Annotated in this window: 16 protein-coding genes and 1 pseudogene; 13 read left to right on the forward strand and 4 right to left on the reverse strand. The window is 68.3% G+C overall.

The features are described 5' to 3' along the window. Window positions 1-19 precede the first annotated feature (19 nt). The 13 genes and pseudogenes from HMPREF1138_RS10905 (at window position 20) to HMPREF1138_RS08785 (ending at window position 12,671) form a co-directional block, all read left to right on the forward strand. Entirely contained in the window at window positions 20-136 is a 117-nt protein-coding gene (locus HMPREF1138_RS10905) for an LPXTG cell wall anchor domain-containing protein (RefSeq protein WP_081496012.1), read from the forward strand. A 152-nt stretch (window positions 137-288) separates the two neighbouring features. Then, window positions 289-1,383, forward strand: a complete 1,095-nt coding sequence (locus HMPREF1138_RS08730; protein ID WP_009058862.1) for a BMP family lipoprotein — start codon at window positions 289-291, stop codon at window positions 1,381-1,383. A gap of 87 nt (window positions 1,384-1,470) precedes the next feature. Further along, window positions 1,471-3,036 (forward strand): ABC transporter ATP-binding protein, encoded by a 1,566-nt coding sequence (locus tag HMPREF1138_RS08735; protein ID WP_009058856.1) that lies wholly within the window; start codon window positions 1,471-1,473, stop codon window positions 3,034-3,036. Further along, window positions 3,033-4,170, forward strand: a pseudogene (locus HMPREF1138_RS08740) (ABC transporter permease). Before HMPREF1138_RS08735 ends, HMPREF1138_RS08740 begins: the two are co-directional and overlap by 4 nt. Then, window positions 4,157-5,437: an ABC transporter permease gene (locus HMPREF1138_RS08745; protein ID WP_009058861.1), complete on the forward strand. Its 1,281-nt coding sequence runs from the start codon at window positions 4,157-4,159 to the stop codon at window positions 5,435-5,437. The pseudogene HMPREF1138_RS08740 and the gene HMPREF1138_RS08745 overlap by 14 nt, the downstream one beginning before the upstream one ends. A gap of 13 nt (window positions 5,438-5,450) precedes the next feature. Next, entirely contained in the window at window positions 5,451-5,933 is a 483-nt protein-coding gene (locus tag HMPREF1138_RS08750) for a cytidine deaminase (protein ID WP_009058851.1), read from the forward strand. Continuing rightward, a complete protein-coding gene (locus tag HMPREF1138_RS08755; RefSeq protein WP_009058847.1) occupies window positions 5,920-7,206 on the forward strand; it encodes a thymidine phosphorylase in 1,287 nt (428 codons plus the stop codon). The genes HMPREF1138_RS08750 and HMPREF1138_RS08755 overlap by 14 nt, the downstream gene beginning before the upstream one ends. Window positions 7,207-7,245: 39 nt before the next feature. Then, complete coding sequence (locus HMPREF1138_RS08760) at window positions 7,246-8,256, forward strand: sugar-binding transcriptional regulator (RefSeq protein ID WP_009058863.1); 1,011 nt, start codon at window positions 7,246-7,248, stop codon at window positions 8,254-8,256. Window positions 8,257-8,340: 84 nt separating this feature from the next. After that, complete coding sequence (gene deoD, locus HMPREF1138_RS08765) at window positions 8,341-9,048, forward strand: purine-nucleoside phosphorylase (protein ID WP_009058867.1); 708 nt, start codon at window positions 8,341-8,343, stop codon at window positions 9,046-9,048. Between the two features lie 20 nt (window positions 9,049-9,068). Further along, window positions 9,069-9,722 (forward strand): deoxyribose-phosphate aldolase, encoded by a 654-nt coding sequence (gene deoC / locus HMPREF1138_RS08770; protein WP_009058853.1) that lies wholly within the window; start codon window positions 9,069-9,071, stop codon window positions 9,720-9,722. Window positions 9,723-9,725: 3 nt separating this feature from the next. After that, a complete protein-coding gene (locus HMPREF1138_RS08775; RefSeq protein ID WP_009058864.1) occupies window positions 9,726-11,399 on the forward strand; it encodes a phospho-sugar mutase in 1,674 nt (557 codons plus the stop codon). Window positions 11,400-11,481: 82 nt separating this feature from the next. Beyond that, complete coding sequence (locus tag HMPREF1138_RS08780) at window positions 11,482-12,303, forward strand: class I SAM-dependent methyltransferase (RefSeq protein ID WP_039937708.1); 822 nt, start codon at window positions 11,482-11,484, stop codon at window positions 12,301-12,303. Next, window positions 12,300-12,671 (forward strand): cupin domain-containing protein, encoded by a 372-nt coding sequence (locus HMPREF1138_RS08785; RefSeq protein ID WP_009058842.1) that lies wholly within the window; start codon window positions 12,300-12,302, stop codon window positions 12,669-12,671. Before HMPREF1138_RS08780 ends, HMPREF1138_RS08785 begins: the two co-directional genes overlap by 4 nt. A gap of 107 nt (window positions 12,672-12,778) precedes the next feature. Here the strand turns inward: HMPREF1138_RS08785 and HMPREF1138_RS08790 are convergent, their stop codons facing one another. The 4 genes from HMPREF1138_RS08790 to HMPREF1138_RS08805 all read right to left on the reverse strand — a co-directional run. After that, entirely contained in the window at window positions 12,779-13,135 is a 357-nt protein-coding gene (locus tag HMPREF1138_RS08790) for a hypothetical protein (protein ID WP_009058865.1), read from the reverse strand. 147 nt (window positions 13,136-13,282) lie between these two features. After that, entirely contained in the window at window positions 13,283-14,038 is a 756-nt protein-coding gene (locus tag HMPREF1138_RS08795; protein ID WP_009058858.1) for an iron ABC transporter ATP-binding protein, read from the reverse strand. After that, on the reverse strand, window positions 14,035-15,120 hold the full coding sequence (locus HMPREF1138_RS08800; protein WP_009058860.1) for an iron chelate uptake ABC transporter family permease subunit: 1,086 nt from the start codon (window positions 15,118-15,120) through the stop codon (window positions 14,035-14,037). Before HMPREF1138_RS08800 ends, HMPREF1138_RS08795 begins: the two co-directional genes overlap by 4 nt. Beyond that, window positions 15,117-16,037, reverse strand: a 921-nt coding sequence (locus HMPREF1138_RS08805; protein WP_039937711.1) for an ABC transporter permease, incomplete at its 5' end; no start/stop codon positions are given. The genes HMPREF1138_RS08800 and HMPREF1138_RS08805, both read right to left, overlap by 4 nt.

The raw sequence follows: 16,037 nt of genomic DNA on the forward strand, positions 1-16,037 counted from the left end.
CGGTGCGCCGCGCGGCGGGTTGGCGCGCACGGGCGCGACCACGCAGGGACTGCCTGTCGCCGTTGCGATGGGCGTGATCGGGGTGGCCGGGCTGTGGGCCCGTCGCCGCAATCGTTACCAAAGCGAGAACAAGTAGCCCTTGACATGGGAGGAGGCGGCGCGGGACACTTCGATCAGACGTAAAAGTCGACTCATACAAATGTTCGCGCAACGGTTGCGCGGACAGAGTCCGCGGCCCGCGCCGCCACCGATTCGCAGAAGAATCCACATCAACAAAGGAACACACTCATGAAGCACCTCACGAAGCTCGTCGCTGCGGCGGGGATCGTCACGCTCGCGCTGGCCGGATGCGGCGGTGGCACAACCTCCAACGGAGGAGGGACAACCAGCGAGGCCAAGGACGCCGCCACCTTCAAGGCCTGCGCGGTCTCCGACGCCGGCGGATGGGACGACAAGTCCTTCAACGAGTCCGCCTACAACGGCCTCAAGGCCGCCCAGGACAGCCTGGGCATCCAGATCAACACGGCCGAATCCAGCTCGGACACCGACTTCGTGCCCAACGTCGAGGCCATGGTCTCCGACGGCTGCACCCTTATCATCGGCGTCGGCTTCAACCTCGAGCAGGCCATCCACAAGTCCGCGGAGCAGAACACGGACCTGCACTACGCCCTCGTCGACTCCAGCTTCACTGACGGACAAGAGACCGTCACCCTTGAGAACGGCCGTCCGCTCCTGTTCAACACCGCCGAGGCCGCCTTCCTCGCGGGATACGCCGCCGCGGGCATGACGAACACGGGCAAGGTCGCCACCTTCGGCGGCATGAAGATCCCGTCGGTCACGGTCTTCATGGACGGATTCGTCGACGGCGTCGATGCCTACAACAAGGCCAAGGGAACCAGCGTGCAGGTGCTCGGCTGGGACAAGGCCACGCAGAACGGCTCCTTCACCCAGGACTTCGACAACCAGACGCTGGGCAAGGAGCAGGCGCAGCAGTTCATCTCCCAGGGCGCCGACATCATCATGCCGGTGGCCGGCCCCGTGGGCCTGGGCGCTGCGGCGGCCGCGAAGGCCGACGGCAACACCTGGATCATCGGCGTGGACTCCGACTGGTACGAGGCCAACCCCGACTACTCCTCGATCGTGCTGACCTCCGTCATGAAGGAGATCGGCGCGTCGGTCGAGCAGTCCATCAAGGACTCGGTCGATGGTAAGTTCAGCTCGGACCCCTACGTGGGCACGCTCGCCAACGGTGGTGTCTCGCTGGCTCCCTTCCACGATTTCGACGCGAAGGTCTCCGATGAGCTCAAGGCCGATCTGGCCAAGCTCACCGAGGACATCAAGTCCGGCAAGCTCGTGATCGAATCGCAAAACGCCCCGAAGTGATGCTGTGAGGGTGGGGCTGGCGGCTGAGATCGCCGGCCCCACCCGGGCAGTGGGGTGCCGCCCAGTCGCACGGGGAAGGCCCACGGAATGAAACTAGAGCTGCGGGGGATCACGAAGAGGTTCGGTCCCCTCATTGCCAACGACTCGATCGACGTGACGATCGAGGAGGGGCACATCCACGCCCTGCTCGGAGAAAACGGCGCGGGCAAGTCCACGCTGATGAACGTCCTGTACGGCATGCTCGCCCCCGACGAGGGGCAGATTCTCATCGACGGCGAGCCCGTCACCTTCAAGGGCCCGGACGACGCCGTCGCGGCGGGCATCGGCATGGTGCACCAGCACTTCATGCTGATCCCGGTCTTCACGGTCGCCGAGTCTATCGCGCTTGGTTTCGAGCCGACCGGACCCGCGGGCATCATCAACCGGGAGCGGGCACGCCGCACGGTGCTCGATGTTTCGGCTCGTTTCGGTTTCGACCTCGACCCCGACGCGCTCATCGAGGATCTGCCGGTGGGCGCTCAGCAGCGCGTGGAGATCGTCAAGGCCCTGTCTCGCCAGGCGAAGGTACTGATCCTGGACGAGCCGACGGCGGTGCTGACACCGCAGGAGACGGACGAGCTCATGGCGATCATGCGCCAGCTCGCCGACTCCGGAACCTCCATCGTCTTCATCACCCACAAGCTGCGCGAGGTGCGCGCGGTCGCCGACGAGATCACCGTGATCCGGCGCGGGAAGGTCGTGGGACAGGCCTCCCCGAAGGACTCCGAGGCGTCCCTGGCCTCGCAGATGGTGGGGCGCGAGGTCCTCATGCGCGTCGATAAGGCCCCCGCGCGGCCCGGCGGCCCGGGCCTCGTCATCGACGACGTGTCGCTCCTGGGCGCCGGCGGCGTCGCGGAACTCGACCACGTGTCCCTCGAGGTGGCGCGCGGGGAGATCCTCGCGGTGGCAGGCGTGCAGGGCAATGGGCAGACGGAGCTCGCGGAGACGATCCTGGGCCTGCGCATTCCCAACAGCGGCACCATCACCCTCGCGGGCGCCGACATCACGCGCGCGAAACCGCGCAAGTCCCTGGATGCGGGCCTGGGCTTCATCCCCGAGGACCGTTCGACGGACGGCATCATTTCCTCCTTCTCGATCGCCGACAACCTGGTGTTGGATCAGTTCGACGCGGCCGAGTTCGCGCTCGGCCCCTCGCGCAGGCTCAGCGCGGTGGCCCACAACGCGCGCGAGAAGCAGGAGGAATACGACATTCGCCTGACCTCGATTGACGACCCGGTCTCCTCCCTGTCGGGCGGTAACCAGCAAAAGGTCGTCGTGGCGCGCGAGATGTCGCGTGACCTGACGGTGCTGGTGGCCAACCAGCCCACCCGCGGCGTCGACGTCGGGTCGATCGAGTTTATTCACCGCAGGATCGTGGACGTGCGCGACCAGGGGTGCGCGGTGCTGCTGATCTCCTCGGAGCTGGACGAGGTCGTGGCGCTGGCCGACCGGATCGCCGTCATGTACCGCGGTCGCATCGTCGGCATCGTGCCCCCGGACACGAGCCGCGACGTGCTGGGCCTCATGATGGCGGGCGTCCCCGTGGACGAGGCCGTGGCCGCTTCCTGTGGATCAACGCAGGAGCGCGGGGCAGCCGGGAAGGAGAAGCGATGAGTGCACGCGCGAGTAAGGGGATGGGCTTCGTGATACAGGTTTTTCGTATCCGGTGGCTCGTCTCGCTGTTGGCCGTCGTCATCGCGTTTGCCATCGGGGCGGTCTTCATTGTCCTGGCGGACGCCTCCGTCCTCGATGCCTACTACGCGATGTTCCGCGGGGCTATCGTGGATCCGCAGGCCCCGACCTTTGTGCGCATGGTCAAGCCGCTGACAGACTCCCTGTTCTATGCGATCCCCCTGATCATCTCGGGATTGGGCCTGGCCTTTGGTTTCCGCGCGGGTCTGTTCAACATCGGCGGCAAGGGCCAGATGATCATGGGCGCGCTCGCGGCCGTGTGGGTGGGTTTCTCGCTGAGCCTGCCGCCGGTGGTGCACACGCTCGTTGCCCTGGCGGCGGCGATCGCCGCGGGCGCTGCGTATGGCGGCATCGCGGGCGTCCTGAAGGCGAAGACGGGCGCGAACGAGGTGATCGTGACGATCATGTTGAACTCGATCGCGGCCCTCGCGCTAGGCTACGCGTTGACGCAGCCGGCGTGGCAAAAGCCCGGTTCGAACCAGCCGATCACCCCTAACGTCGCCGATTCGGCGGCCCTCACGGCATTTTTTAAGGGGCCGATCAAGCTGCATGCGGGCCTCATCGTCGCGCTCGTCGCGCTGGCGTTGTTCTGGTGGCTGATGGAACGCTCCACGCTGGGCTTCCAGATTCGCGCGGTGGGCGCCAACGCGGCGGCCGCCCGAACGGCGGGCATTTCGGTCGAGCGCATCACGGCGGTCACGATGGTGATCTCGGGCGCGTTCCTGGGCCTGGCCGGGGCGAACGAGGCGTTGGGGACCCTCGGGTACGTGTCGCGTGACGTGGCTGGTTCGATCGGCTTCGACGCGATCACGGTGGCCCTGCTGGGGCGCAACAAGACCTGGGGGACCTTCGGGGCTGGGCTGCTCTTCGGGGCCTTCAAGGCGGGCGGTTACGCGATGCAGGCCAAGGGCGTGCCGATCGACATGATCCTCATCCTGCAGTCGGTGATCGTCCTGCTGATTGCTGTTCCGGATGCTCTTGCGGTGGCCGTTCCGGCTGTCCGGCGTCGACGCGACCGAGCAGGCGCGAAAGGAGAAGGCTGATGAGCACAAGTGAGTCCGTTGCAGTCCCGCGGGTAGAGGTCAAGCGTTCCTGGAAGCTCCCCGGTATCTACGTGGCCGCCTGCATTCTGCTCCTTGTCTTCGCGATCTCCACGCGCGGCGACGTGACGATCCGCCTGAACGACAAGTCGCAGTCCTACGAGATCCCCGACATCGTCACCGCCGGTGCTCCCATCGTGTGGGTGCTTGCTGCCTTGACGATCGCCATCACCGCGTGGACGATTCTGGCGACCGCGCGGCGCATGACGCGCAGCACGTGGGCGCGCGTGGGTGGGATGGTCCTTGTCGGCCTATCGACGATCCTGGGATTCCTGTTCTACGCGGGCTCGGATTCGACCGGGGCGGTGACCCTGACCTCGACGCTCGTCTCGACGGTGGCGATCTCGACGCCGCTCATTTTCGGCTCCCTGTCGGGCGTCATCTCCGAGCGAGTCGGCGTCGTCAACATCGCGATCGAAGGCGACCTCCTGGTGGGGGCCTTCGCGGGCGTCATGGCGGCCTCGTACTTCCAGATGCCCTACGCGGGCATCATCGCGGCGCCCCTCGCGGGCGCGGCCCTGGGGGCGCTGCTGGCCCTTTTCTCGGTCAAGTGCGGGGTGGACCAGATCATCGTCGGCGTCGTCTTGAACGTGCTGGCGCTGGGCCTGACCACCTTCCTGTACGGGACGGTCATGAAGGAAACTCCGGGGAGCCTGAACACCAACCAGTTCTCGCTGTCCCCGATTAAGATTCCCGGCCTCGCCGAGATCCCGGTGATCGGCCCGGTGCTGTTCAATCAGACGATCCTTGTCTACCTCATGTACGCGGCCGTCATCGCGCTGGCCTTCTTCCTGTTCCGTTCCCGCTGGGGGCTACGCCTACGCGCCTGCGGTGAGCACCCGCGGGCGGCGGACACGGTCGGCATCAACGTGGGGCGCACGCGCACGCTCAACACGATCCTCGGCTCCGCCTTTGCGGGCCTGGGGGGCGCCTTCTTCACGATCGGGTCGGGCCTGGCTTTCACGGACAACATTTCCGCGGGCAACGGCTACATCGCCCTGGCGGCGATGATCCTGGGCAAGTGGAACCCCGTGGGTGCCATGGGGGCGGCCGTCATGTTCGGTTTCGCGCAGGCCCTGGCCCGCATGCTGCCCAACATCGAGCCCGCGATCCCCGCCGACCTGGTCTCGATGATCCCCTACGTGGTGACGATCATCGCGGTGGCCGGTTTCGTCGGCAAGTCTCGCGCGCCCGCCGCCGAGAACGTCCCCTACGTGAAGTGAGGGGGCCGCGACGATGACGCAGATCGACTGGGACGCCCTGCTGGGCGCGGCCATCGAGGCGATGACCCACGCCTACTGCCCCTACTCGCATTTCCCGGTGGGGGCCGCCGGTCTGGCCAGCGACGGGCGGATCGTGAGCGGCTGCAACGTGGAGAACGCGGGGTACGGGGTGACGCTGTGCGCCGAGTGCGGCATGGTCTCCGACCTCATCCGTTCCGGCGGCGGCGCGCTCCTCGCCGTCGTCGCCGTCAATGGGGACCGGGTCCCGGTGGCCCCGTGCGGCCGGTGCCGTCAGCTCATCTACGAGCACGGCGGGCCCTCCTGCCTGGTCCTCATGCCTGGCGGCGTCGCCGACATGACGCAGGTCCTGCCCGGGGCCTTTGGCCCCCACGACTTGGAGGAGCTGGGGTCCCAGACCGACGCGGGGCTGCGCGACGCACACGGGGTGGCCCCGGCCTCGTCCACGACGAAAGAAGGAACTGATGGCACTCTTTGATGCCGTTGACATTATCCGAGTCAAGCGCGACGGGGGAGCGCTGACTCCCGATCAGATCGATTGGACGATCGACGCCTACACGAAGGGCGTCATCAAGGACGAGCAGATGGCCGCCCTGGCCATGGCGATCTTCCTGCGCGGCATGGACCGCACCGAGATCGCCCGCTGGACGGACGCGATGATCCGCTCGGGGGCGCGCATGGACTTTTCCGGCATCGGCAAGCCGACCGCTGACAAGCACTCCACGGGCGGCGTGGGCGACAAGATCACGCTGCCCCTGGCGCCGCTGGTCGCGTGCTTCGGCGTGGCCGTCCCGCAGCTGTCGGGCCGAGGCCTGGGGCACACGGGCGGCACCCTCGACAAGCTCGAGGCGATCCCGGGGTGGCGCGCGCAGCTGAGCAATGAGGAGATCATGGCGCAGCTGGGGTCCGGCTGCGGCGCGGTCATCTGTGCGGCGGGTTCGGGGCTGGCCCCCGCGGACAAGAAGCTCTACGCGCTGCGCGACATCACGTCGACCGTGGAGTCGATCGCGCTGATCGCCAGTTCCATCATGAGCAAGAAAATCGCGGAGGGAACGGGTGCCCTCGTCCTGGACGTCAAGGTCGGCTCGGGTGCCTTCATGAAGGACCTGGACGCCGCTCGTGAGCTCGCCCGCACGATGGTCGACCTCGGGCGTGATGCGGGGGTCGCCACGCGCGCGCTCCTCACCGACATGTCCGTGCCGCTGGGCAGGAAGATCGGCAACGCCCTTGAGGTGGAGGAATCCGTCGAGGTCCTGGCCGGTGGTGGCCCCGCCGACGTCGTTGAGCTCACCTGCGAGCTCGCGCGCAACATGCTGGACCTGGCCGGGGTTCGCGACGCCGACGTCGAGGCGGCCCTGGCGGACGGTCGCGCCATGGACCGGTGGCGGGCGATGATCCGCGAGCAGGGCGGTGATCCGGACGCGCCCCTGCCGCGCGCCGCGCACACCCACCGGGTCCTCGCCGAGGCCGACGGGACCGTCGCGGGCATGGATGCGCTGGCCGTGGGGGTTGCCTCGTGGAGGCTGGGCGCTGGTCGCGCCGTCAAGGAGGACCCGGTGCAGGCAGGAGCCGGCGTCGAGATCCACGCCAAGCCGGGGGAGAGCGTCACCAAGGGAGCGCCCCTGCTCACGCTCCACACGGAGGACGAGTGGCGCATCCCGCGCGCCCTCGAGGCCCTCTCGGGCGCCATCGAGATCGCCGACGGGGTGGCACCCGAGCCGCGTCGCGTCGTCCTGGAGACCGTCTCCTGAGCGGAGGCTCAGCGCAGATCGCACGGGGAAGGAAGCGACGTGGATAAGCGCGACGAGCAGGCGATTGAGGCGGTCAAGGCCTACTATCAGCAGGATCTGAGCCAGGCCGAGGTCGCCGCCCGCATGGGCATCTCGCGCCCCACGGTCGCCAAGCTGCTGGCCCACGGCCGCGCGCGCGGCTTCGTGACCGTCGAGATCCACGACCCGCGCGACGACGCCTCCGAGCTGGCCTCGCGCCTCGAGGAACGCTTCGGCCTGGCCTGCGCGCGCGTCGCCTACGGGCACGCCGCGGATGAGGCGGAGGCCATCGACCAGGTGGGGCGCATCGGCGCCGCCCTGGTGGTTCAGCTGGTGCGCGACGACATGAGCGTGGGAATCTCGTGGGGGCGCACGATGAGCGCGCTCGCCTCCCACCTGGCGCGAGCCCCACGCCAGGGCGTGCGCGTCGTCCAGCTCAAGGGCGGGACCTCCTACTCCGAGCGGGCGACGCACGACTACGAGATCATGCGCGCCTTTTGTGAGGCGTTGTGCGCCGAACCCAGGTACCTTCCCCTGCCCGCCATTTTCGAGGACACCGCTACGGCCTCGATCGTGCGAGCGGACCGGGCTATCGCGCGGATCCTGGAGGAGGGGCGCGGCGTGGACGTGGCGGTGTTCACGGTCGGCGCGATCAACGAGGAGGCGCTGTCACTGAACCTGGGTCAGCTGGATCGAGGAGAGGTGGAGGCGCTGCTGCGCGACGCCGTGGGCGACGCCTGCTCGCGCTTCTTCACGCGCGACGGCGTCGTCGCTGCCCCCGCGGTCGACGAGCGCACGGTCGGCATCCGGCTGGAGGAGCTGCGCGCTCGTCCCGTGCGCGTGCTCGTGGCCGGCGGCCGCGTCAAGGCGAGCGCGCTGGACACCGCGCTGCGCATGGGGTTGGCCACGCATCTTGTGGTCGACCAGGACCTGGCCGCCGCGCTGCTGGAGAGGCAGGGCGAGGCATCCCCGTCGGCGGGCGGGCAACGACGCCCCCCGACGGATGGGAACACTTGTCAATTCAGTCGTTGACACTATGACAATGCAGGGCATAGCCTTGTGGAACAGGTAACGAAGCCTGAGCGGAGTACCGCTCGACGACCCAACGGAGGACACATGCGCTCGACACCGCACATCAACCCCACCGCACCCATCGCGCCGACGATCCTCCTACCCGGAGACCCGCTGCGCGCGAAATTCATTGCCGAGAACTACCTGGAGGACGTCCAGCAATTCAACGCCGTGCGCAACATGCTGGGCTTCACCGGCACCTACCAGGGGACCCCCGTCTCTGTCATGGGGTCGGGCATGGGCATCCCCTCGATCTCCCTGTACGCCTACGAGCTCATCCACGAATTCGGCTGCACGCGCCTCGTGCGCGTGGGCACCTGCGGGGCGATGCAGCCTGACATGCACCTCTACGACGTCGTCGTCGCCCAGGCCGCGTGCTCGAACTCCGCGTTCCTTGACCAGTACCAGCTGCCCGGCTCCTACGCGCCGATCGGCTCCTATCGCCTCATCGAGGACGTGGTGCGCCGTGCCCGCGAGGCCGACGTGCCGGTCCACGTCGGCAACGTCTTGTCCTCCGATACGTTCTACAACGCGAACCCGACCTTCAACGAGGCCTGGCAGCGCATGGGCGTGCTCGCAGTCGAAATGGAGACCGCCGGCCTGTACGCGACCGCCGCCCACGCGGGCGTCGAGGCCCTGGGCATCTTCACGGTCTCCGATTCCCTGGTGACGGGCGAGGCAACGGACGCTCAGGCTCGCCAAACGTCCTTCACGACCATGATGGAGCTGGCCCTGCCCCTGGCCACCCTCTGACACGAACAGAAAGTAGACCTATGAACAAGCGTGACGTGGCGGCGATGATCGACCACACGATCCTCAAGCCCGAGGCCACGACTGCGGACGTGGCGCGCATCGTTGAGGAGGGTGCCGCCGCCGGTACCTTCTCGGTGTGCGTGTCCCCGTCGATGCTGCCCTTGGACGTGCCCGAGGGGCTGAAGGTCGCCTGCGTCGTGGGCTTCCCCTCGGGCGCTGTCAAGCCCCAGGTGAAGGCATTCGAGGCCGCCCAGGCGGTGGCCGACGGCGCCGACGAGATCGACATGGTCATCAACATCGAGCTGGTTAAGGACGCGCGCCTCCACGAGCTCGAGGAGGAGATCAAAGCCGTGCGACGGGTGGTGCCCGCCCCGCGCGTCCTCAAGGTCATCATCGAGTCGGCCGCCCTGAGCGACGACGAGATCGTCGCCGCCTGCACCGCCTCGATGGCCGCGGGCGCGGACTTCGTCAAGACGTCCACGGGCTTCCACCCCGCGGGCGGCGCGTCCGTCCACGCCGTCGCCCTTATGCGCGCCACCGTCGGCGACGCGCTTGGCGTCAAGGCCTCGGGTGGTATCCGCGACGCCGACACGGCGCTCGCCATGATCGAGGCCGGGGCCTCCCGACTGGGTGTCTCCGCCACCACCGCCATCCTGGCAGGACTGGAGGACTGACCCGTGGAGCTACTTGACAAGGCTCAGCGCTGGGCTGACCACGACCCGGACCCGGCCACGGCCTCGTCCCTGAAGGCCGACATCGAGGCCGCGGAGCGCGGCGACGAGGAGGCGCTCGCCCGCGTGGGCGCGGCCATGAACGGCCCCCTCGAGTTCGGCACGGCCGGCCTGCGCGGTGTCGTCGGCCCCGGTGAGTCCCGCATGAACCTGGCCGTCGTCATCCGCGCGACCGCCGGCCTGTGCCAAGTCGTCAAGGCCCACGCGACGGGCACCCCCACCCTGGTCGTGGGCTGCGACGCCCGCTACGGCTCCTCCGAGTTCGCCACGGCCGCCTGCCGCGTCGCCTCCGCCGCCGGCGTGCGCGTCCTCGCACTGCCCCAGGCCAACCCGACCCCGCTGACCTCCTTCGCGGTGCGCCACTACGGCGCGGACGCGGGCGTCATGGTGACCGCCTCGCACAACCCCGCCCCGGACAACGGCTACAAGGTCTACCTGGGTGGCAGCGTCGTCACCGGCGACGGGCAGGGCGTCCAGATCGTCCCGCCCTTCGACGCCGAGATCGCCGCGGCCATCGAGGCTGCGCCCCCCGCCGACGAGATCCCCATGAACGATGACCTGGTCGAGGCTGTGGATCCGCGCGAAGAGTACGTCGCGGAAGCCGTCACGCTCGCCTCCGGCGACGAGGCCGCCCGCGCGGACCTGCGTATCGTCCTGACCGCCATGCATGGCGTGGGCGCCGCGATGACCGCGCGCGTGCTGGCCGAGGCCGGCTTCGCGAAGGTCTCGCTCGTCGCCGCGCAGGCCGAGCCCGACCCCGACTTCCCGACCGTGCCCTTCCCGAACCCCGAGGAGGCCGGCGCCCTCGACATGGCGATCGAGCAGGCCCGGGCAGAGGACGCCGACCTGATCATCGCGGTCGACCCCGACGCGGACCGCTGCGCGCTCGCGGTGCCCGACCCACACGCCGAGGCTGAATGGACCCCGCTGAGCGGCGACCAGATTGGCTGCCTGCTGGGCGAGTTCCTGGCCTCGCGCGGCCTGAGGGGATCGCTCGCAAACTCGATCGTGTCCTCGCGCCTGCTGGCGCGCATCGCCCGCTCTCACGGGCTCGAACACCACACGACGCTCACGGGCTTCAAGTGGATCGCGCGCGCCCCTCAGCTGGCTTTCGGCTACGAGGAGGCCATCGGCTTTTGCCCGAATCCCTCCGCTGCGCGTGACAAGGATGGGATCGCCTCGTCCGTGGTTGCCGCCTCGCTGTTTGCTGCGCTCAAGACCGAGGGGCGCACCGCCTGGGATGAGCTGGACCGCTTGGCCCACGCCCACGGCCTGCACGTGACTGGCCCGCTGACCTTCCGCGTCGAAGAGATCGCTCAGATTGCCACGGGCATGGCGCGCCTGCGCGCCCAGCCGCCGAGCGATCTCGCGGGCTCGCCCGTCGTCGAGGTGTCTGACCTGGCGGAGGGCTACCAGGGCCTGCCGCCCACGGACGGGATCCTGGTGCTCACCGAGGCGGGGGACCGCGTGATCGCGCGTCCGTCGGGCACCGAGCCGAAACTCAAGTGCTACCTCGAGGTCATCCTGCCCGCCCCCGAGGGTGAGCCGGTCCCGTGGGAGGCGGCGCGCGAGCGTCTCGAGCTGATAAAGCGCGAGTTTGGTCAGATTATCGGCCTATAAGCGCTGGGGGGCGGCCTCCGTTCGGCGATTTCAAGGGGGTACATCCCTGCGCACGAAAATAGATAACGCTATACTTTCGTATATGTCACCTCACACTGAATCGTCGGCGGAGACCCTCCCCTTCGCCGACCGGCCCGTCGAGAAGGCGCCAGGACACTGGGTGCTCGCGCGCGCCGGAAAGACGGTGCTGCGCCCCGGAGGACTCGCCCTGAGCACGTGGGCGCTCAAGCGCGCCGTCCTACCCGGCTCGGACGTCGTCGAGTTCGCCCCGGGCCTCGGCGTGACCGCCGCGGCGATCATCGGGGTGGGTCCCGCCTCCTACGTGGGTGTGGAGCGCGATCCGAATGCCTGCGCGCGCGTGGACGCCATCGCCTCGGGCGTGGGGCGCTGCATCAACGCGGACGCCGGGCAGACCGGCTTGCCGGATGAGAGCGCGGACGTCGTCGTCGGCGAAGCAATGCTCACGATGCAAGGAGAGAAAGCCAAGCGCGCCATCATGGGGGAGGCTGCGCGCATCCTGCGCCCCTGCGGACGCTACGTCATCCACGAGCTGGCGATGCGCCCCGACTCCATCGGGGAGGAACCCGCCACCGAGATACGCCGGGCCCTGGCGCGCGCCATCAACGTCAACGCACGCCCCCTGACGGTCGCCGACTGGCGGCGCGCCCTCGAGGACGTCGGCCTGGTTGTCGAAGAGACGCGCATGGCCCCCATGGCCCTGCTCAAGCCCGGCCGCCTGATCGCCGACGAGGGCGTGCGCGGGGCGCTGCGCATCGCCCGCAACGTCGCCCGCGACAAAGATCTGCGCGAACGCGTCACCACGATGGCGCGCACGTTCAAGAAATACGACCGACACCTGTGCGGCGTCGCCATCGTCGCGCGCAAACCCAAGGAGAAGCAATGAGCCTGTCCCCCGACTCGAGCACCGAGGTCCCCACGCCCATCATGACGGACCTGAGCGACATCGCCTCGATGATCCAGATCAACGAGGAAGCCACCGTCTCGCGCACCGTCATGCACGCCGAGGGCGTGCGCCTGGTCCTCTTTAGCTTCGATAAGGGCGAGATCCTCAGCGAGCACACCGCCGCGATGCCCGTCATCCTCCACACCCTCGAGGGCGCCCTCGAGATCGAGGCCGACGGCCGCACCGTCGTCCTGAGGCCGGGCGACGTCATCCACTTCGGCACGCGCCTGCCCCATGCCGTGCGCGCGCTCGAACCCTCGAAGATGGCGCTGTACATGCTGGATCGCCGCGAGCGCCCCACGGCCTGAGCGCCGTCTCAACCCGGGAACCCCGACCTCGTCTGAGAGCAACGAGGCCGGGGTTCCCTGCTGCGTGAAGGCTCGGGAGGGCGGGCGCGCGGGCGACCAGCGCAGCGTTACGCCGCCGACGCCTTGCCGGCGCCGCGCGCGACCACCCACAGGCCCGCCTCGACGATGATGCCGGAGACAACGAAGACCAGGGGAACCGAGACGCGGGCGCCGAGAATGGCTATCGCCGCCAGCGCGATGCCGTGAGCGGTACCCAGGACGCCTCCGCCGAAGAGGATGGGCCAGGCGGCGTGGTGGGCGCGCTCCCAGGCCCCAGAGCCCGGTTCGACGCCTCGCAGGCGCAGGCCCAGGGGAGGGCGGCACACGCCCGCGCGCGCAGCGATGCCCGAGATGAAGAGGTAAAGCCCGCCTGCGACGAGCACGAGGGCGACGAGGACGAAGAGGACTGTCAGGGCGACGGACACGGGACCCCCAGGGACGGTGGATGTTTCACGGCAGTTTCACGCGGGCCGCGCGACCATTCTACCCGGCTCCGGCCTCGTGACCGACGAGGCCGGGGGAGCGTCGGGGGACCGACCTGAGTTGAGCCGTGGGCGAGCGCGCGCGTGCGCTCAGAAGTAGCAGGCGATCGGGCCGTTCGGGCCCGGGACGACGGTGACGGGCGTATCGAAGATGTCGGTGAGGACCTCGTCGCGCATGATTTCCTCGGGTGTCCCCATGAAGGCGACCGTCCCATCCTTGAGGGCGCAAATCTGCGAGGCGTAGCGCGCCGCGAAGTTGATGTCGTGCAGGACGATGACGATCGTGCGTGAAAACTCGCGCGCCGCCCGCTCCAGCATCGTCATCATCTCGACGCTGCGCGCGATGTCCAGGTTGTTGAGCGGCTCGTCAAGCAGCACGTAATCCGTTTCCTGGGCGAGCACCATCGCGACGTAGGCGCGCTGACGCTGGCCGCCCGACAGCTGGTCCAGGTAGCGGCCCTCCAACTCCTCCAGGTCGAGGAAGCCGATGTAGCGGTCGATGATGGCCTCGTCCGCGGCGCTCAGGCGCCCCTTCGAGTGGGGGAAACGCCCGAAGCCCACGAGCTGACGCACCGTCAGGCGAGAGATGAAGTGGTTCTCCTGGCGCAGGATCGACAGGGTGCGCGCCAGCTCGGAGGACTTCGTCGTCGCGACGTTGAGGCCGCCGACTTCGATGGTTCCCTCGTCGATGCCGAGCAGGCGCCCGACCATCGTCAGGAGCGTGGACTTACCTGCCCCGTTGGGACCCACGAGCGCCGTGATGCCGCCCGCGGGGATGTCGAGCGAAATGGAACCGATGCGCACCGACGGCGAGTACTGCTTGACGACGGAATCGATGGAAATCACAGGCGGCCCTTCCGCAGAATAGTGACGATGAATGCGAGCCCGCCGACGAACTCGATGATGATGGAGACGACGCCCTGCGTGTTGAAGACGTGATTCATCACGAAATAGGAGCTGGACAGGATCGCGACGCCCAGGGCGGTGGCCATCGCGAAAATGTAGCGGTGGTTGTGCGTGTCGGAGAACTGGTAGGACATCGTGGCCACGAGGAAGCCGAGGAACGTCATCGGCCCCACGAGCGCCGTGGAGGTCGCCATGAGAATCGACACGAGGACGAGGACCGCGACCGAGGTGCGCCGGTGGTTCAGGCCCAGGTTGGTGGCGGTCTCGCGTCCGAGCGACAGCACCGAGAGCTGGCGCGTGAGCAACACGAGGGCGATGGCTGCGGCCGCGACGAGGGGGATCGCGATGGGGAAGTACTCCTTCTGGGCGTTCGCGATCGACCCGAAGAGGCGCGCGGTCAGCACGTCGAACTCCGAGGGTGTCAGGAGGCGCTGCATGAAGGTCGAGATTGAGCCCAGGCCCGCGCCCAGCATGACGCCGATGAGGAGCATCGCGTGCATGGAGGCGCGTTGCGAGGTGAGCAGCCACGAGTACAGGAGCAGCGTGAGCGCGATCATGAGGGCGAGCTGGCCGACGAAGTTGCCGACGGTCGCCGACGCGTTGAGCCCGGCGACGCCCAGGAAGAAGATCGTGGAGGTGTGGATCGCCCGGTAGAGGGACTCAAAACCGAGGATCGAGGGCGTAATGATGCGGTTGTTCGCCACCGTCTGGAAGGCGACCGTCGCCATGCCCTGGCATACCGCGACGAGGGCGATCGCGAGGACCGAGAAGGCACGCCTGCGGGCGAGCCTCCAAAAGACGGGGGTGCCGAATTGCGCGGGGTTCTTCCAGGTGAGCAGCCCGATGCAGGCCAGGAGCGCGATGGCGCACACGAGACCGAAGATGAGCCACCAGCGGCGCCGGGCGGTCGGGGAGACGAAGGCGCCGGTGCGCCGCGTGGGGCGCTTCGTGTGCGCGGACGAGGCCGGGGCAGGGGAGGGGGAGGCGGCCTCGATGTGCTCGGGTGAGAGTGTGGTTGTCATAGGGTGGCCCCCTGTCGTGCTTGGCGCAGGACGAGCGCGATGAAGACGAAGGCCCCGAGGACACCCAGGATGACAGAGACGGGCATCTCGAAGGGGGAGATGATGGTGCGCGCGAGCAAGTCGGTGACGGTGACCAGGGCGACGCCCGCCAGGCACACCCAGGGAAGGTTGGTACGCAGGTTGTCGCCCATCGTCATGGAGACCAGGTTGGGGACGATGAGCCCGAGGAAGGGCAGGGAGCCGACGACGACGGTGACGACGCCGGTGGCGACGGCCACCAGTCCGGTCGCGATGAGGACCATGCGGTGGTAGTTGACACCGAGGGAGATGGCGATGTCCTCGCCGAGGGACACCGCCGTCAGCCGGTCCGCCATGATGAACACGATCGCCACGACGATGGTGACGATCCACAGGATCTCGTACTGGCCTTCGTACACGGAGGTGAAGGAGCCCTGGAACCAGACGGACACGCTCTGCAGGGTATTCGTCTCGAGCGCCAGGAACGTCGAGATCGCGGAGACAACCGCGCCGAGCATCATGCCCATGATCGGCACGAGCAGTGAGGAGCGCAGGGAGACGCGGCGCAGCAGCGCGAAGAACACCATCGTGCCGACGAACGCGAAAATGATCGCGCAGGTCATGCGCACGAGGATCGGGGCACCGGGCCACACGATCATGATGACGAGCAGGCCCAGACCCGCCCACTCGGTCGTGCCCGTCGTGGAGGGCTCGGCGAATCGGTTCTGGGTGACCAGCTGCATGACGAGCCCGCTCATCGACATCGCGGCGCCCGACAGGACGAGCGCGATCGTGCGCGGGACGCGCACGGCGAGGAAAATCTGCCACCCGTCGTCCTGGGAGAGAATCGAGTACTCGCCGGTCGACAGGGATAGGACGAGGAGCGCAGCCACGGCGAG

The sequence above is a fragment of the Actinomyces sp. ICM58 genome, from assembly GCF_000283035.1.
In the GTDB taxonomy this organism is placed as follows: Bacteria; Actinomycetota; Actinomycetes; order Actinomycetales; family Actinomycetaceae; genus Pauljensenia.

Excerpts from the sequence above, each read along its gene's own strand:
- HMPREF1138_RS08785 (WP_009058842.1), top strand. The coding sequence starts at position 12,300 with ATGAGCCTGTCCCCCGACTCGAGCACCGAGGTCCCCACGCCCATCATG.
- HMPREF1138_RS08730 (WP_009058862.1), top strand. The coding sequence starts at position 289 with ATGAAGCACCTCACGAAGCTCGTCGCTGCGGCGGGGATCGTCACGCTC.
- deoD (WP_009058867.1), top strand. The coding sequence starts at position 8,341 with ATGCGCTCGACACCGCACATCAACCCCACCGCACCCATCGCGCCGACG.
- HMPREF1138_RS08780 (WP_039937708.1), top strand. The coding sequence starts at position 11,482 with ATGTCACCTCACACTGAATCGTCGGCGGAGACCCTCCCCTTCGCCGAC.
- HMPREF1138_RS08800 (WP_009058860.1), bottom strand. The coding sequence starts at position 15,120 with ATGACAACCACACTCTCACCCGAGCACATCGAGGCCGCCTCCCCCTCC.
- deoC (WP_009058853.1), top strand. The coding sequence starts at position 9,069 with ATGAACAAGCGTGACGTGGCGGCGATGATCGACCACACGATCCTCAAG.
- HMPREF1138_RS08755 (WP_009058847.1), top strand. The coding sequence starts at position 5,920 with ATGGCACTCTTTGATGCCGTTGACATTATCCGAGTCAAGCGCGACGGG.
- HMPREF1138_RS08745 (WP_009058861.1), top strand. The coding sequence starts at position 4,157 with ATGAGCACAAGTGAGTCCGTTGCAGTCCCGCGGGTAGAGGTCAAGCGT.
- HMPREF1138_RS08750 (WP_009058851.1), top strand. The coding sequence starts at position 5,451 with ATGACGCAGATCGACTGGGACGCCCTGCTGGGCGCGGCCATCGAGGCG.
- HMPREF1138_RS08735 (WP_009058856.1), top strand. The coding sequence starts at position 1,471 with ATGAAACTAGAGCTGCGGGGGATCACGAAGAGGTTCGGTCCCCTCATT.